General features: G+C 59.9%; 22 protein-coding genes. 21 read left to right on the top strand and 1 reads right to left on the bottom strand.

Annotated features, from left to right (window positions below; genetic code table 11):
• The first annotated feature begins 64 nt into the window (after positions 1-64).
• The 18 genes from ACTQ05_RS02790 to ACTQ05_RS02705 all read left to right on the top strand — a co-directional run bounded on the left by ACTQ05_RS02790 (position 65) and on the right by ACTQ05_RS02705 (position 17,956).
• Positions 65-1,219, top strand: a complete 1,155-nt coding sequence (locus ACTQ05_RS02790) for a zinc ribbon domain-containing protein (RefSeq protein WP_441537886.1) — start codon at positions 65-67, stop codon at positions 1,217-1,219.
• A 105-nt stretch (positions 1,220-1,324) separates the two neighbouring features.
• A complete protein-coding gene (locus tag ACTQ05_RS02785) occupies positions 1,325-1,867 on the top strand; it encodes a peptidylprolyl isomerase (RefSeq protein ID WP_154516178.1) in 543 nt (180 codons plus the stop codon).
• 12 nt (positions 1,868-1,879) lie between these two features.
• Positions 1,880-3,184, top strand: coding sequence for a tetratricopeptide repeat protein (locus tag ACTQ05_RS02780; protein WP_427726917.1), 1,305 nt, complete (start codon positions 1,880-1,882; stop codon positions 3,182-3,184).
• Positions 3,185-3,311: 127 nt separating this feature from the next.
• Positions 3,312-4,343, top strand: a complete 1,032-nt coding sequence (locus tag ACTQ05_RS02775) for a rod shape-determining protein (protein WP_006236061.1) — start codon at positions 3,312-3,314, stop codon at positions 4,341-4,343.
• Positions 4,344-4,421: 78 nt separating this feature from the next.
• Entirely contained in the window at positions 4,422-5,363 is a 942-nt protein-coding gene (gene mreC, locus ACTQ05_RS02770; RefSeq protein ID WP_154516181.1) for a rod shape-determining protein MreC, read from the top strand.
• Between the two features lie 12 nt (positions 5,364-5,375).
• On the top strand, positions 5,376-5,942 hold the full coding sequence (locus tag ACTQ05_RS02765) for a hypothetical protein (RefSeq protein ID WP_441537885.1): 567 nt from the start codon (positions 5,376-5,378) through the stop codon (positions 5,940-5,942).
• A gap of 13 nt (positions 5,943-5,955) precedes the next feature.
• Positions 5,956-8,025 carry a penicillin-binding protein 2 gene (gene mrdA, locus ACTQ05_RS02760; protein ID WP_441537884.1) on the top strand — a complete coding sequence of 690 codons (2,070 nt, stop codon included), beginning with the start codon at positions 5,956-5,958 and terminating at the stop codon, positions 8,023-8,025.
• Positions 8,026-8,034: 9 nt separating this feature from the next.
• Positions 8,035-9,261 carry an FtsW/RodA/SpoVE family cell cycle protein gene (locus ACTQ05_RS02755; RefSeq protein ID WP_154516190.1) on the top strand — a complete coding sequence of 409 codons (1,227 nt, stop codon included), beginning with the start codon at positions 8,035-8,037 and terminating at the stop codon, positions 9,259-9,261.
• Positions 9,262-9,279: 18 nt separating this feature from the next.
• The gene (locus tag ACTQ05_RS02750; RefSeq protein WP_441031136.1) at positions 9,280-10,209 is read left to right on the top strand and encodes a YcjF family protein; all 930 of its coding nucleotides are present in this window, start codon (positions 9,280-9,282) and stop codon (positions 10,207-10,209) included.
• Between the two features lie 9 nt (positions 10,210-10,218).
• Complete coding sequence (locus tag ACTQ05_RS02745) at positions 10,219-12,096, top strand: TIGR03960 family B12-binding radical SAM protein (protein WP_441537883.1); 1,878 nt, start codon at positions 10,219-10,221, stop codon at positions 12,094-12,096.
• Complete coding sequence (locus tag ACTQ05_RS02740) at positions 12,093-12,905, top strand: TIGR03936 family radical SAM-associated protein (RefSeq protein ID WP_441537882.1); 813 nt, start codon at positions 12,093-12,095, stop codon at positions 12,903-12,905. The genes ACTQ05_RS02745 and ACTQ05_RS02740 overlap by 4 nt, the downstream gene beginning before the upstream one ends.
• A 67-nt stretch (positions 12,906-12,972) precedes the next feature.
• Positions 12,973-13,347 carry a 50S ribosomal protein L21 gene (gene rplU / locus ACTQ05_RS02735; protein ID WP_035138585.1) on the top strand — a complete coding sequence of 125 codons (375 nt, stop codon included), beginning with the start codon at positions 12,973-12,975 and terminating at the stop codon, positions 13,345-13,347.
• A gap of 33 nt (positions 13,348-13,380) precedes the next feature.
• Positions 13,381-13,638: a 50S ribosomal protein L27 gene (gene rpmA / locus ACTQ05_RS02730; protein ID WP_154516202.1), complete on the top strand. Its 258-nt coding sequence runs from the start codon at positions 13,381-13,383 to the stop codon at positions 13,636-13,638.
• An 86-nt stretch (positions 13,639-13,724) separates the two neighbouring features.
• Positions 13,725-15,191, top strand: a complete 1,467-nt coding sequence (gene obgE, locus ACTQ05_RS02725; RefSeq protein ID WP_441537881.1) for a GTPase ObgE — start codon at positions 13,725-13,727, stop codon at positions 15,189-15,191.
• Positions 15,192-15,194: 3 nt separating this feature from the next.
• Positions 15,195-15,872, top strand: a complete 678-nt coding sequence (gene nadD, locus ACTQ05_RS02720) for a nicotinate-nucleotide adenylyltransferase (RefSeq protein ID WP_441537880.1) — start codon at positions 15,195-15,197, stop codon at positions 15,870-15,872.
• An 87-nt stretch (positions 15,873-15,959) separates the two neighbouring features.
• The gene (yqeK, locus tag ACTQ05_RS02715; RefSeq protein WP_427718844.1) at positions 15,960-16,493 is read left to right on the top strand and encodes a bis(5'-nucleosyl)-tetraphosphatase (symmetrical) YqeK; all 534 of its coding nucleotides are present in this window, start codon (positions 15,960-15,962) and stop codon (positions 16,491-16,493) included.
• A gap of 28 nt (positions 16,494-16,521) precedes the next feature.
• Positions 16,522-16,977 carry a ribosome silencing factor gene (gene rsfS / locus ACTQ05_RS02710; protein WP_427726898.1) on the top strand — a complete coding sequence of 152 codons (456 nt, stop codon included), beginning with the start codon at positions 16,522-16,524 and terminating at the stop codon, positions 16,975-16,977.
• Positions 16,978-17,206: 229 nt separating this feature from the next.
• Positions 17,207-17,956 (top strand): transposase, encoded by a 750-nt coding sequence (locus ACTQ05_RS02705; RefSeq protein ID WP_441537879.1) that lies wholly within the window; start codon positions 17,207-17,209, stop codon positions 17,954-17,956.
• Positions 17,957-18,184: 228 nt separating this feature from the next.
• Here the strand turns inward: ACTQ05_RS02705 and dinB are convergent, their stop codons facing one another.
• Complete coding sequence (dinB, locus tag ACTQ05_RS02700) at positions 18,185-19,441, bottom strand: DNA polymerase IV (protein ID WP_427717584.1); 1,257 nt, start codon at positions 19,439-19,441, stop codon at positions 18,185-18,187.
• A 201-nt stretch (positions 19,442-19,642) separates the two neighbouring features.
• On the opposite strand from dinB, the gene rpsP reads away from it, so the two are divergent.
• The 3 genes from rpsP to rimM are packed head-to-tail and all read left to right on the top strand — an operon-like array spanning position 19,643 to position 20,807.
• Positions 19,643-19,993: a 30S ribosomal protein S16 gene (rpsP, locus tag ACTQ05_RS02695; protein ID WP_427717582.1), complete on the top strand. Its 351-nt coding sequence runs from the start codon at positions 19,643-19,645 to the stop codon at positions 19,991-19,993.
• A 42-nt stretch (positions 19,994-20,035) separates the two neighbouring features.
• On the top strand, positions 20,036-20,281 hold the full coding sequence (locus ACTQ05_RS02690; RefSeq protein WP_154516529.1) for a KH domain-containing protein: 246 nt from the start codon (positions 20,036-20,038) through the stop codon (positions 20,279-20,281).
• A 34-nt stretch (positions 20,282-20,315) separates the two neighbouring features.
• Entirely contained in the window at positions 20,316-20,807 is a 492-nt protein-coding gene (rimM, locus tag ACTQ05_RS02685) for a ribosome maturation factor RimM (RefSeq protein ID WP_427717603.1), read from the top strand.
• The last annotated feature ends 4 nt before the right edge of the window (positions 20,808-20,811 follow it).

The following is a 20,811-nucleotide window of genomic DNA, read 5'->3' as shown; positions in this document are numbered from 1 at the left end:
TTAGGGGCGTAGCGATGTTATGCTCTAACCTCGATGGTTCGAATGATTCCGAAAAGAGGCTGCCGTGATTTGCCCGCATTGTCTCAAGACCATAGAGGACGGCTCCTCGTTCTGCCCCTATTGCAACACCTATGTTGGCCCGGGCGATGGCCCCGAGCACACCGAGTTTGTGTTCTGCGAAGGCTGCGGTGCCCGTCTGTCGCCTCATGACCGCACCTGTTCCAAGTGCGGGCGCCCTGCCCCGGGCATTCTATCCGAGGATGCGGCCGCATCCGACCTGGCTGCTGGGCGCACGGCTGGTTTTCCCCGCCTGACGCAGGATCAGATCGATACCGAGGTGCCCCATGCGCCGGCCTCTGCCGCCGCGGTACTTTCCGATGCCGCCGATCCCAATGAGACCTGCGTGCTGCCGGCTTTCGACAGGGATTTTGGCATTCCCAAGGTCGATATCCCGCTGCCGGTGTCCCTTCGTGACGACGCTCAGTCCAAAAATCAAAAACCCAAGCGCAAGGTACATCCGGACGAGGATGCCTACCACAAGCACAAGCGCCGTATTCCCAAGCCGCTCATCGTCATCGCGTTGCTCGCTGCCTTGTGCGGCAGTGCCTATTGGTTTGTGACATCGGACCCCATGGGCGTTATGCCGGGCTTTTACGACCAGTTTGGCCAGGCCGCCAAGACGACGTTCCCCTCGCGCCAGAAGGGCGAGGCTACCGAGGAAGAGACCAAGTCCGACGATACCGCCGAGGTGGTCCAGGAGGAGACCGTCCTTTCCGACGACCAGCTCTATACCAAGCTCGACGGTCTGTATCAGACGATCGTGTCGTATGGCGACGATGATCAGATCGGCGAGGTTGTCGACTCGTTTAACAGCGGGTACCTGCGCACGCCGCTCTCCACGCGTCAGGAGCTGTCGCAGAGCGCTTATGCCCTGCGCGACCAGATCAAAAAGACCCAAGACGAGCTCAACAACCTTAAGGTGCAAGACGATACGGTCTACGCGGAGGATATCGAGCACCTCAAGCAGCTTGCCGAGTGGATGTACGAGCGCGTCGACATGATCTGCCAGAGCTGGGATATCTCGCTGTCCATTCCCGATGGCGAGTCGCTGAGCGCCCGCCAGAGTGAAATCTTGGCGCCCATCGCACAGGGCGGCAACAGCGCCCTTAATCAGTACGATGCCAATGTGAGCGCCTGGAAGCCGCAGCCGCGTTCGTAATTTGTTGCCCTCCGACGGCATAACCTGCGTGCGCAATTGATGGAAGCCTGTGCTTATTGCTACAATTCGTACAAATATGCTTTAAACGCACGAGGAAGGAACCACATGTTTGGTTTTAAGAAAGAGCTTTATACGCCCGAGTACCAGCTCGCTGGTGACGAGTGTGCGATCATCGAGACGTCGAAGGGTACGATCAAGGTCAAATTTGACGGCGAGGGCGCTCCCATCCATGTGGCGAACTTCTGCGAGCTTTCCACCATGGGCTTTTATGACGGCCTTAAGTTTCACCGCTATGTGCCCGGCTTTGTGATCCAGGGCGGCGACCCCAATACCCGCGATATGTCCGGCGCTGACGTCGCCGCCGGCCTTGAGGGCCCCGACGGTATGCCCGGCACCGGTGGCCCCGGCTACTGCATCAAGGGCGAGTTTGCCACCAACCCGCGCAACAGCCATGTGGACGGTGCGCTTGCCATGGCGCGTTCTATGGATCCCGATTCCGCGGGCTCCCAGTTCTACTTCTGCCTGGGTGCCCAGCACAATCTGGATTCCGGTTACACCGTCTTTGGCACCACGGTCGAGGGCCTCGACGTGATTTCGCAGCTGCGTGCCGGCGACGAGATCGTCCATGTCGAGATCGTTCACGAGTAAAAGGGGACTTCCTTGAATAGTCAGCTGATTCAACAGGGTCGAGCCGCTTATCGTGCGGGCGACTTTTCTGCAGCCGCTCAGATGCTCGGTGCGGCAAAGACCCCCAGCGAGATCATGGGCGAGGCCGACCATCTGCGTGGCAACGCTCTGATGCACCTGGGTATGTACGCCGAGGCTGCCGAGGCGTACGCGGCTGCCCTCAACGACGGCACCTATGGAAAGCGCGGCGCGCTGCTCACCAACCGCGGCAAGGCGCTCGCTGCCGTGGGTGACTATGTGACCGCAGCCCAGGCGTTCTCCGCCGCAACGCAGGATGCTTCCTATGCCACGCCATTTAAGGCCTATCTGGGTCTTGGCAACGCGCTGTTCCAGTCGGGCGATTTCGCCAATGCAGGCACTGCCTTCCGCCAGGCCGCCATCGATGGCGCCAATCCAGCCCCCGCGGCCGCCCTTGGCGAGCTCGGCCGCTGCTTCATCAAACTTGGCCGACCGGCGGACGCCGTGGAGACCTATCGCACGGCCATCGACTTTGCCGGTCCGCGCGATGACACGCGTGCGCTTAACGCGGGTATGGGCGAGGCGCTTTCTGCCGCGGGTCGTCCTTCCGAGGCGCTCGATGCCTTTAATGCCGCCACCGCCGACGGTATCTACCAGCTCACACCCGAGCAGGCCGATGAGCTTGCCCGCGTGCACGATTCACTTGCCGCGCTTTCGGCCCAGACCGCCATGGCCACGGCCCCGGCGCCCGCCATGGATACGACTGCTGTCGATTCGCTCGATCCCACGGGTGCCACTGGCCAGTTTATGCCCGATCCGTCCGACACGGGCTTCTTTACGCTGTCCGAGTCCGAGATGGTCCAGCAGGATCGTCAGGACCGCAAGCAGGCCAAGGTCCGTCGTCGCCATCGCCATACGGGCCTCAAGGTCTTCTTGGTTTTGCTTCTGCTGATTGTTCTTGCCGCGGGCGGTTTGGGCTTTGCCTACACGCGCGGCATGGGTATCCCCTCGCAGGAGTCCGTCATCACCGATCTGTTCCAGGCTGCCGGCGACGGTGATACCGCCAAGGCCGAGTCCTGCCTGGCCTCCAGCCTGTCCGAGGACGCCAAGGCGATGATTATCTCCTCGATCCCGCAGGGCGCCACCGTCTCCATCGAGGGCATGGATCAGTCCATGACCGAGACCACCGCGAAGGTGAAGGCTTCGCTGTCCAAGGGCGGCGAGCAGGAATATACCGTCAAATTCGTGCGCTCCGATAACCATATCGGCTGGGCGGTATCTTCGCTCGACATCGATTTCTCGGCCGCTGACAACCAGTAGTGACCTTATGAGATTTGGCGCTGCCCGGTGCTTCACCGCAAGTGAGGTGCCGGGCTTGCGCTAGTATGATGGGCTAGTAGTTTTCCAGCAATCATCCAACACATCAGGAGTTGCGTTGTTTTCTTTGATGGACATGTTTTTCGGTAGCTATGCGGGCGATCTAGCCATCGACCTCGGCACCGCCAATACGCTTGTCTCTGTGCGCGGCAAGGGCATTGTCATTCGCGAGCCTTCCGTCGTCGCCATCGACAAAAACGACGAGCGCATTCTTGCAGTCGGTATCGAGGCCAAGCGTATGCTTGGCCGTACGCCCGGCAACATTGTGGCCGTGCGTCCTCTTAAGGATGGCGTCATCGCCGACTTCGATGTCACCGAGGCCATGCTTCGCTACTTTATCGATAAGGCTTCCGAGAAGCGCTATCCGTGGACCCCTCGTCCGCGCGTCGTCGTATGCGTTCCCTCTGGTGTCACGTCGGTCGAGAAGCGCGCCGTTTTTGAGGCTACGATCCAGGCTGGCGCTCGCCAGGCCTATCTGATCGAGGAGCCCATGGCCGCGGCTATCGGTGCTGACTTGCCTGTCGAGGAGCCGACTGGCTCCATGGTCATCGATATCGGTGGCGGCACCACCGAGGTTGCCGTTATCGCCATGGGCGGTATCGTCGTGTCGCAGTCCATCCGCATTGCCGGCGACGAGTTCGATCAGGCTATCCTCACGCATGTTCGCGATGCCTACAATTTGGCCATCGGCGAGCGTACGGCCGAGGACATTAAGATTAAGGTCGGCTCTGCCGTGCCGCTCAAGGACGAGCTTGACGTCGAGGTCAATGGCCGCGACGTGATCACGGGCCTGCCCAAGACCGTGCGCATCGAGAGCGAGGAGATTCGTCGTGCGCTCAATAAGCCGCTCGACGAGATGGCCAAGGCCGTCAAGGACGCACTCGACGCCACACCGCCCGATCTTGCCTCGGACCTTATGTACTACGGCATTCTGCTGACCGGTGGCGGAGCGTTGCTGCGCGGCCTCGACGTGCGCCTGCGCGACGAGACGGGCGTTTCGGTCAACGTGAGCCCCACGGCGCTCGACAACGTCGTAAACGGTTGTGCCCGCGTGCTCGAGGCCAACGCGTTTGACGGCGGTTTCGTCCAGACCAATGCTTAATTTCCAAAAGGTGGATTCCATTTGGCACGATCTTCGGGTTTCTCTTCAAATCTGAATACCAAACGACAATCAACGGGTATGCGCCCGTTGATTGTTTTCAGCCTGATTTCTGTGTTGCTGCTCACGTTTTACATTCGAGAGGGCGAGGCCGGGCCGATACATGCCGTGCGTTCGGGCGTCACGACAATCACCTCTCCGGTGCGTTTCGTTGGCTCGGCGGTGGCGGCGCCATTCAATGCCATCGGCAACGTGTTCTCCAACCTCACCGCTTCGCAGGAGTCGCTCGACGACCTTAAGAAGCAAAACGAGGTCCTCACTTCCAAGGTCGCGGAGCTTTCCGAGGCCCAAAAGACCGCTGAGCGCCTTGAGGGTCTTGTGGGCCTGCAGTCGACCTATAACCTCAAGTCCACTGCGGCTCGTATTGTCGGAGCCTCGGGTGACGCCTGGACGTCGACCGTCACCATCGATAAGGGTTCTGCCGACGGGCTTACCATCAACATGCCCGTGACGAGCTCGGCCGGCGTCATCGGCCAGATTATCGAGGTTTCGGCCAAGACATCGACCGTGCGCCTGATTGGAGACGAGAACTCTGGTGTGTCCGCCATGGTGCAGGACACGCGCGCACAAGGCATGCTACAGGGCCAGCCCGATGGCACGTTGCGTCTTGAGTACGTGAGCGTCGACTCCGATGTTAAGGTGGGCGATATCATCGTGACCTCGGGCATCGGTGGCGTGTTCCCCAAGGGACTGCCGCTCGGCACCGTGTCTTCGGTCGAGAAGTCGGCTAACGACGTGTACTACACCATTGTGGTGCGTGCGCAGACCACGGCCGAAAATAACGAGGAAGTGCTCGTCATCACCTCGCTCACCGACGAGCAGTCGGCTTCGGACGATGATGTGAGCTCGGCCAATAGTGCCCCGCAGGGCTCGTCGCGCGATGCTGCGACTCAGTCTAAGGACGAGAAATCGGATGATGATTCCGACACGGCCGAAGCGTCCGATTCTGGATCGAGCGAATAGGGAGGCATGTCCATGGATCTACACGAGCAGGGGACTGGCTCCCGTGCCTTTGCAATCGCCGCTATCGTCTGCGTGCTGCTGCAGGCGGGACTGGCACCGCAAATCTCCATCGCGGGCGGCCGCGTCAACTTTATGATCATCTTGGTGTGTCTGAGCGTGTTTTCGGGCGACCCTACGCGTGCCGTCGTGTGCGGCTTTTGCAGCGGTCTGTTTTACGACCTTTCCGCCGCCGTGCCGGTGGGCGTTATGTCGATGCTGCTGACCGTGGGCAGTTTTGCTTTGGTGCACAGCGCGGCTGGTCAGACGGGCGGCTCGCCGAGCGCGCGCGGCATTACCGTGGGCGCCTTTGCGCTTGCCATCAACGTGGTCTACAGCATCATCTTGCTGTTTATGGGTCTGGAGACGAGCTTTGTGGTGGCCATCTTTGGGCACGCTCTGCCGTCCTCGATCCTGACGGGCTTGATTGCCATTCCGTTTTTGATGTCCGGTGCCGCTCCGCAGTCTGGCTATGGGTTCTCCGCACGCGGTGGGCGTCAGACGGGCATGCGCTTTAAGCCCAAGACCCGTAAGCTCAAATAGGGGAGGCCTCAAGATGTCTTCCCAGTTGACGGTTGTTGTCGCCGGTATCGCGCTGGTCGTGGCCATTGTGGTCGCGCTGGTCATCATGCGCCGCGGCGACTCCCGCTTTACCTACGACACACAGCACGGAACGGCCCCGCGCGCCACCGAGGGCGAGGGCAATACGGCCGCCACGGCCTTCAAGGGCCGCTTCTCCATCCTCACCACGGGCGTGGGTGCCATGTTTGCCGCGCTTGCCGTTAAGCTGTGGGGCATGCAGATGGTCTCGTCGGACTACTACGACAAGCAGGCCAAGAGCAATCAGACCCGAACCGTTACCACGCCGGCCGTGCGTGGCCGCATCTTGGACCGCAACGGCGTCGCACTGGTGCAAAACCGCCCCTCGCTCGCCGTCGTCGCCTATCGCGATCTTGCCGACGACAAGGTGCTGGTGCGTCATCTTGCCAACGTGCTCGGCATGCCGTATGTCGCGGTGCTGCGCAACATCCAGGACAATTCCGAGGGCGCGCAGAGCCTGCATACGATCGCGACTGACGTGCGCCGCTCTACCGTCGCCTACATTCAGGAGCACGCCGGTGAGTTTCCCGGCGTGAAGATCGCCGAGCGCACCGAGCGCCAGTACCCGTATGGCGAGACCGCCTGCCATATTTTGGGCTATACCGGCACCATTACCTCCGAGCAGCTCGAGGCGCAGAACAAGAAGTCGTCGGACGGCAACGAAAGCGCGGCTGGCCAGATCTCGTATCAATCGGGCGATATTGTGGGTCAGGCGGGCGTAGAGATTTACTACGAAAATCTGCTGCAGGGCATTCGCGGTGAGCAGACCGTGAAAGTTGACGCCTCGGGTAACGTTACCGGTCAAGCCGGCGCCGTTCCCGCCAAGGCCGGTTCTGACATTAAGCTTACGCTCGATCTTAAGATTCAACAGGCCTGCGAGACGGCTCTGGCGAATGCCATTGAGCTTGCCAAGACTGCGGGTCATAGCAATGCCGGCAACGGTGCCGTGGTGTGCCTTGACCCCAACAACGGCGAGATCTTGGGCATGGCAAGCGAACCCAAGTTTGATCCTTCTGTCTTTATCGGCGGCGTTTCCAATGACGTTTGGACCGAGCTTAACGATGACGAGGGCTCGCATCCGCTGCTCAACCGCGCCATTAGCGGCCAGTACATGTCCGCCTCGACCATCAAACCCCTCTCGGCGTTGGCTGGCCTCGAATTTGGCACGTACACTTCGAGTCAAACGACCAACTGCACGGGATATTGGACCGGCTTGGGCAAATCTTGGGGAAAGTACTGCTGGCTGCACTCCGGCCACGGCACGATGACGCTGCAGTCCGGTATCGCCAACTCCTGCGACCCCGTGTTCTACGATATGGGCAAGGCCTTTTTCTACAACGACCAGCATCCCGAAGGCCTGCAAGAGGTCTTTCGCCGTTGGGGCCTGGGCAAGACCTGCGGCATCGACCTGCCGAGTGAGGGTGCGGGCCGCATTCCCGATGCAGAGTGGAAAGAGTCGTACTTTACCGACGCCTCGGCCGAGGACCGCAAGTGGAATGCCGGCGATATGACCAACATCGCCATCGGCCAGGGCGACATTCTGGTGACACCGCTGCAGATGGCCTGCGCCTACATGGGTATTGCCAACGGCGGCAAACAGTATGTGCCGCATGTGTTCTTGTCTGCTGTCTCGCGTGATGGCGACGGCGATGCCTACAAGTACAACGGCAAGGGCAAAAAGAAGCGCCTTGAGGCCCAAATTAACAACGATGCCGATCTTGCGCTGGTCCGCAACGGCATGCACGATGTGATTTACTCGGCGTCGACTTCGACCGCCGCGCACTTTAACTCCCTGACCCCTACGGTCTACGGCAAGTCCGGCACGGGCGAGAAGAGCGGCGAGGACGATTACGCGTGGTTTTGCGCCTACGCGCCGGCCGATGACCCCAAGTACGTGATCGCCACTGTCTTGGAACAGGGCGGTGGCGGCTCCGATACCGCGCTGCACGTTGTGCGCGATGTCCTCGGTGCGATTTATGACGAGCCCGACACGTCGACGGCCACGGGCGATTCCTCGGTTCGATAGGAGGTTGCGATGGACTTTTCGCCGGCGGACCTGTTCCGCTCAACCAAAACCGGCTCTCGCAGCAGCCTGGACCGCGTCAACAAGCAGATTTCCGCATCGCGCGGAACGTTTCGCCAAAAGGTGCACGTCGGCGTGCTGTTGGCGACTGTGGCGCTCGTCACCTATGGCGCCATTATTATTTGGTCCGCCTCGCAGTTTAAAGCCGACGCCTCGTTCTCGCGTCACCTGCTGGGTATCGGTATTGGCGCGGTGCTGGCGGTGCTCGTCTGGCGCACCGACCTGCGCGGCATTTCCAACTTTTCGACGGCCCTGCTCGTCATCGATCTCATCGTGATCTTCTCGCCTAAGATTCCGGGCCTGTCCTACACGGGCGGCTTGGGAATGACGGGTTGGATCAAGATTCCCGGTATCGGTTTAACATTCCAGCCCGTTGAGCTTGCCAAGCTCATCACCATCTTCTTTATGGCCACGCTTGGCTCGCAGTACAACGGGCGCATCGATACCGCTCGCGACTACATTAAGCTCTGCGGCATGCTGTCCGTTCCGTTTTTGGCCGTCGTCGCCATGGGCGATTTGGGCTCGGGTCTGGTCGTGCTGGTGTCGGGCGCCATCGTCATCTGCATGAGCGGTGCGCGCCGCGAATGGGTGCTGTCGACTTTGGCTCTGCTCGTGGGTTTGGTGGCGCTCGTCCTGGCGCTCGATTCGGTCTTCGATTCGCTGCTCGGTCACGATGTGCTCATTAAGCAGTACCAGATGAATCGTCTGACGGTCTTTATCGACCCCGACAACGCCGATTCGGACGATGCGTACAACCTGCAGCAGTCGTTGATCGCGGTCGGCTCGGGCGGTTTCTTTGGTAAGGGCCTGGGGCATGCGACGCAGTCGGCCGGCGGCTTTCTGCCCGAGTTCCATACCGACTTCGTCTTCGCCTTTTTGTCAGAGACGTTCGGCTTCTGCGGTTCCTTTTTGTTGCTGTGCCTGTACGTACTGCTCATCTTCTCGACGATCCGCGTTGCCTTTAAGTGCGAGTCTCTGTTTCTACGCTTGTCATGCGTGGGTATTGTCGGCATGTGGGCATTTCAGACGTTCGAGAACATCGGCATGTGCATTGGCATGATGCCGATTACCGGTATTCCGCTGCCGTTCATTAGCTTTGGTTCGTCCTCGATGATGATCCAGTTGTTGACGGTGGGTATCGTACAATCCATATGGCGGCATCGTTCGGGCGCCGCGTAACCGCTGGAGGGATTTGCCATGAAGATTCCCGTGGAAAAGCTGACTCGCGCTTTTAAAATGGGCGCGACCACCAAGAGGGATTCCGATACGCCGGTGCGCGTTTCGGTCTACCTGGATTCGACTGCCTCGCGTTTTTTGGTCGAGACGGTGCGCGATGCCTTTGTGCCGCAGACGACCTCGGGTATTGTGCGCGTTGAGCGCCTGGGTGAGGAGCGTATCGTCCCCAAGACCGATACCGACGTGGTGCTGGTGCTTTCGTGCGGTTCCGACCGCCTTGAGAGCGCCGTGCAGGAGCTCGTCATTGCCGGCGCTCCCGTGTGCGTGCTGGCCGAGTCCGCTGTCGAGGTGCCTTTTATCCAGGAGTCCACGCCCATGCTCGGCGTGGTAGCGGCCACCGATAAGACGTATCTGCTCGAGACACTCGCCCGCTGGATCCTGGACCGTACGGAAAAGGAGACGGCCTTTGCGGCGAACTTTGCCTTTATGCGCATCGCCGCCGCCAACCGCATCATCACCTCGTGCGCGCTTACCAATATGGCGACGGGCGCGCTGGTGTTTTTGCCGGGGGCCGATTATCCCGTTATGGCGCTGGCGCAGGTTGGCATGCTCTTTGAGCTTGCGGCTATCTTTGGGCGCGGCATTAAGCCCGAGCGCGGCTATGAGGTCGCGGGCGTGCTTGCCGGCGGCTTGGTAATGCGCGCCGTCACTCGCGCCCTGGTAAAGCAGACGCCGCATATCGGCTTTGCCGTCAAGGCACTCTCCGCCGCCGTCGGCACCTATGGCATGGGTCGTGCGCTCGTGTCTCTCTACGAGCGCGATATCGACTACAGCCGTGCCAACGAGGTGGTTGCCGCCACGTTCTCGCGCGTCCGCGACCTGGTGACCACGGTTGCCGGCGCTACCCGTCCCATGAATCCTTTTGAGGATGCATCCGATCTCGCTGCTTAGGGGTTTCTTTTGCGCGTTCCATACCAAGACTGTTTTCATTTGATCGAGCCGCTGCTCGCGAAGGTCGAAAAGCCGAGTCGCTATATCGACCACGAGTGGGGTACGCTCTCCAAGGCCGATGCCGACTATCGTTGCTGCATGATTTACCCGGACGTGTACGAGGTCGGCCTGCCCAACCAGGGTATCGCCATCCTGTACAACATCCTTAACCAGGCCGAGGGCATCTCCTGTGAGCGCGGTTATGTGCCGTGGCCCGATATGGGCGATGCCATGCGCGAGGCCGGTATCCCGCTGCTGTCGCTCGAGGGCGCAGCGCCCGTGGCCTCGTTTGATATCGTCGGTATGCATGTGCCGCACGAGATGGCCGTGACAAACTTTCTCGAGGCGCTCGACCTCGCCGGCATTCCGCTGCTGGCTGCTGACCGCACCGAGGACGATCCCATCGTCGTCGCCGGCGGACCTTCGGTTTATAACCCCGAGCCGTATGCGGCCTTCTTTGATGCCATCCTGATTGGCGAGGGTGAGGAGTCGCTGCTCGAGATCTGCCAGTTACATCGCCGCCTGCGTGACGAGGGCGTCCCGCGCGCCCAGATTGTCGAGCGGCTCGCGAGCGTCTCCGGTACCTACGTGCCGTCGCTGTACGAGGTGCGCTATGACGAACCCTGCTCACCGCACGGCTATACCGTGCCGCGTGAGGGCAAAGACGTGCCGCCGGTGGTCTACAAGCGCGTCGTTGAGGACTTTGGCGCTACCAATCCATTGTCGCAGTCGTGCGTGCCCTATGCGCAGCTCGTTCACGATCGCCTGTCTATCGAGATCCTGCGCGGCTGCGCTCGCGGTTGCCGTTTTTGCCAGGCCGGCATGACGTATCGCCCGGTGCGCGAGCGTTCGGCAGACCAGATTGTGTCCTCGGTGATCCAGGGCCTGGAAAAGACCGGCTATGACGAGGTGTCGCTTACCTCGCTTTCGACCACCGACCACTCCTGCATCCGCGACGTGCTTGGCAGGCTCAACCGCCGCCTGGAAGATACGGGCATTCGCGTGTCCATTCCCTCGCAGCGCCTGGATTCGTTTGGCGTGGATATGGCCGAGTCGGTCGCCGGCGAAAAGAAGGGCGGCCTGACGTTTGCCCCCGAGGCCGGCAGTCAGCGTATGCGCGACATCATCAACAAGAACGTGACCGAGGAGGACGTGGACCGCGCGGCCAAGGCGGCCTTCGAGGCCGGCTGGAACCGCATGAAGCTCTACTTTATGATGGGTCTTCCCGGTGAGCGCGATGAGGATATCGTGGCCATCGCCAACCTGGCCGACCATGTGCTGGAGCTCGGCCGCTCCGTGGTACCCAAGGCGCGCCGCGGCTCCATCTCGGTGTCCATCTCGGTGTCGGTGTTTATCCCCAAGGCCGCCACGCCTTTCCAGTGGTGCCCGCAGCTCGATTACGACGATGTCAAACGCCGCCAGAAGCTCCTCATTACGAGCGTTCGCAACCGTGCGGTCCGCGTGCACTACCACGATGCCGAGACCTCGCTTATCGAGGCGGCGCTGTCTCGTGCAGGCCGCGACATGACGCCTGTCATCATCGATGCCTGGCGTGCCGGTTCGCGTTTTGACGCCTGGGTAGAGCATTTCTCGCTCGATAACTGGAAGGAGGCCGCGGCCAAAAACGGCATCGACCTCAACGAGCTCGTGCACCTGCCCTACGAGCTGGACTGGCACCTGCCCTGGGAGCACGTGAGCCCCGGTTGCTCGCGCGGCTTCCTCGAGCGCGAATACCGTCGCTCGCTGGAGGGTGTCACGACGCCCGACTGCACCCGCACGTCGTGCACCGGCTGCGGAATCTGCCCCACGCTCCACGCCAAGAACGTATTGGTGGGTGATCGCGCATGAGTGAGCGCTTGACCGACAACCCCACGCTCTTTAGGCTGCGCGTTCGCTACGGCAAGCGCGATCGTCTCAAGTACCTGGGCCATTTGGAACTAATCCATACCATTGAGCGTATCGTGCGTCGCGCGGGCCTGCCTTATGCTGTCACGCAGGGCTTCTCGCCGCATATGCGTGTGGGCTTTTCGTCGGCGCTGCCCGTGGGCACGTCGTCGACCTGCGAGTGGTATGACCTGTTTATGACCGAGTTCGTCGCGCTCGACGAGGCCTTTGGGCGACTGGCCGCGGCATCTCCGGCCGATTTGGCGCCCATCGAGGCTGCATACATCGACGTGCGCACGCCGGCGCTCACGGCCCAGCTCACGCGCCTGTCGTACCGCATCGACCTGCACCTGGACCCTGAGGCGCCGGTCGCCGTCGACGAGGTGCGTCGCGCAATCGACACGTTGCGTGCGGGCCACGGCATCGACTATGCGCGCGGCAAAAAGAGCAAGCGCCTGGACTTGGACCATACGCTCGTGGGTTACGAGCTTAAGGCGGGGGAGCGCCCGGACCATCTGGTGCTCATACTCGACACCCATGCCGACAACGAGGGCTCCATGCGTCCGGAAATTTTGCTTTCTGCTGCTGATGTTTTGTTGCAGGGCTTGACCCCGGGCGTCGATGCACCTATTGTTTCCACCGGTATGCAAGACCTCGTGACCATCTGCTCCTACGATGTCGAGCGTCAGAATCAAGCATGCGAAGACGACGAGGGCCGACTCGTCAGCCCCATACCTGTGCGAACTTGTGGATTTGCTCCACATACTCGTTGACGGGGGTATTATCGCCTGCTACTATATTCGGCTGTTGCACTAACTGATGCATGAAGGGCAAGTAAACATGTACGCAATCGTTAACACGGGCGGCAAGCAGTACAAGGTCGCCACCGACGATGTCATCACCGTCGAGAAGATCGAGGGCAATGAGGGCGACAAGGTCACCCTGCCGGTCATCTTCCTCAACGATGGTAAGAAGATCGTCACCGATCCCGACAAGCTGGCCAAGGCCAAGGTTACCGCTCAGATCGTTGAGCAGTTCAAGGGCGAGAAGCAGCTGGTCTTCAAGTTCCACAAGCGTAAGCGCTATCGTCGTCTGAAGGGTCACCGTCAGCAGCTCACCAAGCTGAAGATCGTGAAGGTTCAGGCTACCTCCCGCGCCAAGAAGGCTGTCAAGGCAGAGGCTGAGGCTGTTGCCGAGGCTCCCGTCGCCGAGTAGATTACACTCGTAACGAAAGAGTAGGTATACACAATGGCACACAAAAAAGGACTCGGTTCCTCCCGTAATGGCCGTGACTCCCGCGGTCAGCGCCTTGGCACGAAGCGCTTCGCCGGCCAGACGGTAACCACGGGCACGATTCTCGTCCGTCAGCATGGCACGCACATCCACCCGGGTGCGAACGTTGGCCGTGGCAAGGACGACACGCTGTTCGCGTTGGTCGACGGTACCGTTGAGTTCCACAAGGGTATCAAGCACAGGGTCAGCGTACGCCCGCTCGCGAACGCGTAATTCACCCTTCATAGAGCACATATGTGGGAGGCACTTGAGTTTTAGGATTCAAGGGTCTCCCTCTTTTTTTGTAGGAGGCGATTCTGTTGTCACAGTTCACCGATATCAGCCGCATTAACGTTTGCGGCGGCGACGGCGGAGCCGGATGCATGTCGTTTAGGCGCGAGGCATTTGTTCCCAAGGGTGGCCCCGATGGCGGCGACGGCGGTCGTGGCGGCAATGTCGTCATCCAGGCCGATGCTCAGCTGTCTTCGCTGATCGATTACCGCTTTAAGCATCACTTCCGTGCCGAGCGCGGCACGCACGGCCAGGGCGCCCGTCGCAATGGCAAGAGCGGCGAGGACTTGATTTTGAAAGTTCCCATGGGCACCGTAGTCCGCGAACTCGATCCCGAGACGCAGACCCCGATGTTCGAGATTGCCGACCTGGTGCACGACGGCGAGCGCGTTGTCGTGGCACCCGGTGGGGCCGGCGGTCTGGGCAATACCCACTTTGTGACGTCGGTGCGCCGCGCTCCGGCTTTTGCCCAGCTGGGTGAGCCTGCCGAGGAGCACTGGATCGAGCTCGAGATGAAACTTATGGCCGATGCCGCGCTCGTGGGCTTTCCCTCGGTGGGCAAGTCCTCGCTCATTGCGCGTATGAGCGCCGCCCGTCCCAAGATCGCCGACTACCCGTTTACCACGCTTGTGCCCAACTTGGGCATGGTGCGTGCCGGCGAATATTCTTACGTCGTCGCCGACGTACCGGGTCTCATCGAGGGTGCGAGTGAAGGCAAGGGCCTGGGTCACCAGTTCCTGCGCCATATTGAGCGCACTGCTTTGATCATGCACGTTGTCGATATGACGGGCGGTTTTGAGGATCGCGACCCGGTCGAGGACTATCGCATCATTAACCGCGAACTCGAGCAGTATGGTGCCGAGCTCTCGGAGCGCCCGCAGATCGTTGTCGCCAACAAGTGCGATGCGCCGGGTACGGCCGATAAGATTGCCGACCTTAAGCGTGCAGCGCTCGACGACGGCCACATGTTTTTTGCCGTTTCTGCCGTGACGGGTGCCGGCCTCAACACCCTGATGCTTGCCGTGGGCGAGCAGGTGGCTAAGCTTCGCGCGGAGCTTGCGGTCTCTGATGAGCCGGTCGATTTGCGCGATGAGGAGTGGGAGCGTCGCCGTCTGCAGCGCGAGAAGCGCTTCCGCATTGTTGAGGAAGAGCCCGGTGCTTTCCGTGTGGTCGGCCGTGCCATCGAGCGCATGGTTATCCAGACCGACTGGGAAAACGAGGAAGCTGTCATCTATCTGCAGCATAAGTTTGCGCGCATGGGCGTTGACGACGCGCTCGAGAAGGCCGGCTGCCGTGCGGGCGACGAGGTTCGCATTTGCCAGCGCGCCTTTGACTTTGAGGGCGCCGAGGATTTCTCGGAGTTCGAGGACGAGCTCGAGGATGCTGGCGTTGAGGTTATTGACGTAGCGGCCGAGGATGCGGACGTGGCTCATGTCACCGAGGGCTCCGAAGGCGCTACCGAAGTCGACGTTATTGAGACCCCGGAGGGCGAGTAGGCCATGTCGCTGCGCGGTGGAATCGGATTGCCTGAGCTGCCCATCAAGGATGGGCACGAGTTTCGGCTTGGCATTATGGGCGGCACCTTTGACCCGATTCATTACGGGCACTTGGTTACCGCCGAGCAGGCTCGCGAGTCGCTCGACTTGGACGCTGTGCTTTTTATGCCGGCCGGCTCTCCTGCCTTTAAGCTCGACAAACCGGTGACGCCTGCCGAGGACCGTTATGCCATGACAGTCCTCGCGACTGCCGCGAACCCTGCCTTTTTGGCAAGCCGCTTCGAGATCGATCGTGCCGGTGTCACCTATACAGCCGATACGCTGCGTGCCCTTCGCGAGTTTTACCCGCCACAGGTGAAGCTTTACTTTATTACGGGTGCCGATGCGATTATCGATATTGTGACCTGGCACAATGCTGATGAGATTGCCGAACTGGCAACCTTTATCGCTGCGACACGCCCCGGCTTTGACATCGAGACGGCCCGGTCGAGGATTAAGGAATCGGGGCTGCCCTTCGATGTGCGCTATATTCAGATTCCGGCGCTGGCGATTAGCTCGACCAACATTCGCAAGCGGGTTGCCCGCGGCATGAGCGTGCGCTATCTTACGAGCGAGTCCGTGCTCGGCTATATCCGTAAACGCGGCCTGTATGCCGATCTTGGGCAAGACGATTTTGATTGACGGGGGGAAACGTTGTCGGTAGAAGATCAGTTTGAGGGCGACGAGCGCGCGCTCTTGACGCGTATCCACGAGTTGCTCGATGTGCGCATGAAGGATAAGCGTAAGCGCTACGTGCATTCGCTCGGGGTTGCCGAGACGGCGCTGCACCTAGCCGAGGTATACGGTGTCGACCGCTTTGATGCCGCTGCCGCCGGCCTGATCCATGACTGGGACAAAGTGCTCTCCGACGACGAGCTGGTCACGCGTGCTCTGCATTACGGCATTAAGATTGCCGGCTCTCCGTCTGCCGCGACGCCGCTTTTGCATGGCCCGGTTGCCGCCTATGAGCTTCCGCAGCTTTTTCCCGAGTTGTCGCCGGCGGTCTTTCAGGCTGTCGACCGTCACACCGTGGGCGCTTGCGACATGACGCCGCTCGATATGGTGGTCTTTGTGGCCGATGCCATCGAACCCAACCGCCACGGCGATTATGCCCATGCGCTGCGCAAGATGGTGGGGAAGTCCTCGCTTGACGAGTTGTTCTTCTCCTGTTTTGCGCAGGGTCTGGTCTATGTGATCCAGTCCGGGCGCTATCTTTATCCCACGGCTATTACGATTTACAACCATTACGCCCAGCTGCGCTAGCTCGGGTGCGTCTAGAAAGAGGTATTCCATGGCCGATGAGACCATGACCGACGAGCAGATTCTTGAAGGTGCGGAGCACAAGAGCTTCGTGGCCACGTCCGACCGCACTGCCGCGACGCTCTCCGCCAGCGGTGTCGCCGCCGAGGATGTCGCCCGCGCTGCCGCGCAGGCCGCCTACGACAAGAAAGGCGAGGACGTTCAGGTGCTCGACCTGACTGAGCTTTCCGATGTGTGCGACTACTTTGTCCTTGCTACCGGCACCAACAACCGCCAGGTTGATTCCATCGTCGACGAGATTGAGGAGAAAGTCGCCGAGGCTTGCGGCGAGCACCCGTTTTCCATTGAGGGCCGCGAGCAGAAGACCTGGATGCTCATGGACTACGGTTCGGTTGTCGTCCACGTCTTCACTCCCGAGGCGCGTGAGTTCTACCGCCTCGAAAAGCTCTGGGGCGATGCTCCCCAACTCTCCCTGGACCTCCTCTAGTAGCTCATTTGGGACGGGGCTTTTTTAGCTACCCTCAAGTGTTTCGCCGGGCAGTCGCGTTTTTCCGCGGCCGCCCGGCTTTCTTTTTGCCCAAAAGTAGCTAATTTGGGACGGGGCTTTTTTAGCTACTACCTACCGTTCGCCGAACATCGCGATTTATAGCTCCCAGTACGTTTTTTCTACTCTGGCTCGGGTAACGTAATTTTTATCTGTAGAGGAGGGGATGCGTATGACTCGGACTGCGCGAGAAATCTCTGTATATGGTTTTTACCATGTCGTCCAAAAGGGATGTGCCGACCAACTCATATTTGAGGATGACGAAGATCGGCTCTATCTGATTCGGCTGATTGCTTCGAAATGCCAGAAGTTTAAAGTGGATGTCATCGCGTGGTGCCTTATGGATAACCATATTCATCTTCTGCTTGACGACGAGCATGTTCATCTGAGCGATTGCATGCATTCGATTACGACGGCGTATGCCATGTATTTCAACTCAAAGACAGGCAGGAAGGGGCCTGTTTTCCAGGATCGATTTAAGAGTGTGCCGATCCTCGATGATGATCAGCTGCTCAACTGCGTGAGATACATTCACGACAATCCCGCGAAGGCGAGGATTGGGACCGCTTCGCTGTATCGATGGAGCAGCTTTCGCGAGTATATGGGATATCCGGGTATCTGCAAAACGGATTGCGTTCTTGGGTTGCTTGGTGACTCTCAGAGATTTTTTGCCTTCAGCACCTCGGGTGAGCCCAATCGCTATTGCTTCCGTGACGGCGCTCATGTGAGCGACACAGATGCGCTGGAGTTTGCGCAGGCTCTTCTTAAGCCGTACGAGCCTCATCACCTTAAGGCTTTGCCAAAGGGGGCGCACGATGCCTGCATTCGTACTTTGAAGAGCGAGGGCTTTTCGATTAAACAGATCGTTCGCCTTACGGGCATTGGACACTGCACCATACAAAAGGTCAACGTCAAAAAATAGCTCATTTTGGACGAGGTCTGTGTTGCGACCGCGTCAGGTATGGGTTGGGTAGCTAATTTGGGACGGGGCTATTTTAGCTAACCCTACAAATCGGTTGAGTTTTATTCCGGCCCCGGGTAATTCGCTGCCAGCTGAAGGGTAGCTAAAATAGCCCCGTCCCAAATTAGCTGCCCCGTACTACCCTGACAATCTAAAGTAGCTAAAAAAGCCCCGTCCCAAATTGACTACTTAGTGGGAGGAGAAGCGTGATTGGCGGCCGAAGGATAGGGCGGTGTCGCCGAACTTGTCTCGGACTGCGTCGATGGCGACGGAGAGGTCACGGCGGTCGCTGGATTGGGCTCCGCGGTCGTCGACTTCGCAAAACAGGTCGGTCTGTATGCCGCCTTGATGATTGAAGTCACTCATGCCTATGCCGGCAAGGCGTACATGCATTCCTTCCTGCCAGATGTTGTCGAGCAATTCGATCGCTACCGCCACAAAGATGTTCTCGTCGTCGGTGGGATGGGGGAGTCGTCGCTGTGCCGAGCGACCGCTGCCGTACGAGTACTTAAGTTTGAGCGTCACCGTGGCGCCGGTAAGCCCCTGGCGGCGCAGGCGACGTCCGACGGATTCGCCCAATAGTGCAATCGCCGCTTCGATGTCCCCGCGCTCGGTCAAATCTTTCGCAAAGGTGCGCTCATTGCTTACCGACTTGACCTCACGCTCTTCATCGAGGCTCGTGACTTCGGAAACCTCGAGCCCCAATGCACGCTGGCGCATGCGCTCGCCGTTAACGCCAAAAATCGCAGACAGTGTGGATTCCGGTGCGCGCGACAGCTCGCCCAGCGTGTAAATCCGCATGCGGCGCAGCCGCTCCTCGGCCGAGCGCCCGATACCGCTCATGGCAGAAACAGGTAACGGTGCCAGAAAACGCTGCTCAGTTCCCGGGCGTACGACCGTAAGCCCAAACGGCTTGTCTCGCTCGCTTGCAATCTTGGCCACCGTTTTGTTGCAACCGACGCCGATGGAGCACGTCACCCCCAGTGCCGCCACGCGATCGCTGATGCGTCGTACGACGAGCAGTGGGTCCTCGGGCGCAAAGCGGCCCGGCGTGATGTCGATAAAGGCCTCATCGATGGACACGCGCTCTACGCGCGGGGTCTCGTCGGCAAGAATATTCATGACCTGTGCGCTGACCTCGTGGTAGCGATCGAAATGCCCGTGTGTCCAAATGGCCTGCGGACAGAGGCGGCGCGCCTCGGCCGAGGGCATGGCGGAGTGCACGCCAAAGCGGCGTGCCTCGTATGAGCAGGTGGAGACGACGCCGCGAGATTCGGCGTCTCCGCCCACGATAAGCGGCTTGCCGCGCCACTCGGGATGATCGAGCATCTCCACACTCGCAAAAAACGCATCGAGATCCATCAGGCCCACCGCCGGACCCGTCCAGGGCGGCGGCGTGACGCCCGCAGTATCCTCATAACCGTATGTATGTTCGCATCTTTTCATGGCATGAGTATACCGCGCAGCTCATGTGGGGTGCGTGGATGTGCTTGCAAATCGCGAATTCTTGTCTAAGATATGGATTTGCCTTCGACTACACCGAAGAAGTTGGTCTCACGGACTTCACCTGCCCGCGTCGATGGCGTATTATGTTCAACTGTTTGTTTGTAGTTGCAGCCTAAAGCTGCTTGGTTGGAGGAGTTTCCTTTGGCAGTCAAGATTCGCCTTGCTCGTCACGGCGCTAAGAAGCGTCCGTACTACCGTGTCGTCGTCGCCGATTCCCGCGCCCCGCGTGACGGTCGTATCATCGAGGAGGTTGGCCGCTACAACCCGATGACCGCCCCCAAGACCATCAACCTCGATCTCGAGAAGATTGCTGACTGGCAGTCCAAGGGCGCTCAGCTCACCGACGCTGTCGCTGCCCTGGTCAAGGCCGCCAACGAGGGCGAGAAGACCGAGACCGTCGTCAAGAAGTCCAAGAAGCAGCTCGCCAAAGAGGCCGAGGCCGCTAAGGCTGCCGCTGAGGCCGCTGAGGCCGCTGAGGGCGCCGAGGAGTAAATCGTGCCTGAGGTTGACGCTGCACAGTTCGAGGGTGAGGCAATGCTCTCAGATCGCATCGCCGATCTCGTCGAATATCTCGTTGTTCAGATCGTCGACGACCCGGATTCCGTGAGCCTGGAAGTTATCGATGGCGACGATGCCTCAACTATTGAGGTTTCGGTTGCCGAGGATGACGTAGCTAAGGTCATTGGCCGTCGCGGCCGTACCATCAAGGCCATTCGCACGCTCGCCCGTGCACTGGCCGCTCGCCTCGACACTTCCGTCGAGGTAGAGGTTCTGGGCTAGGACCTTGAGGTCCCAGTACAAAAACATCGCCCGTGTGGTTAAGCCGCATGGAAGGAAGGGGGAGGTCCTCGCGCAGCCGCTGCGGGGGCTTCCTTCTGTATTGGAGCCGGGTATGCGTGTCGCCCTGACGCCACCGGCGCTCAAGCGTGACCGCTTTTGCACGGTTACATCCGTTACCGATACGGGCGATGGCGATCTGGTTTCGTTTGAGGGCATTGACGACTTGACGGCCGCCGAGGGCATCACGGGTTGTTTCGTTCTGGCGAACCGTGATGACTTTGAGCTCGATTCACTCGATGCCGCCTATACCGACCTTATGGGTCGCGAGGTGGTTGACGAGCGCTTTGGGTCGCTCGGAACGATCGTTGAGATTATGTCGACGCCCGCCAACGACGTTTGGGTTGTCGAGGGTGATCGGTATGGCGAGGTGCTGATTCCCGTGATCGAGCAAGTTGTGCTCGATCTTCCCGATCGGGGAGCAATATCCGTCCACGTTATGGACGGCTTGATCGATATGGACAAGTAGGGAG

The sequence above is a fragment of the Collinsella sp. LCP21S3_A9 genome, assembly GCF_052118785.1.
Taxonomy (GTDB): domain Bacteria; phylum Actinomycetota; class Coriobacteriia; order Coriobacteriales; family Coriobacteriaceae; genus Collinsella.
The sequence above is the reverse complement of the archived record's forward strand: the minus strand, read 5'-3'. Positions and strand labels throughout refer to the sequence as shown.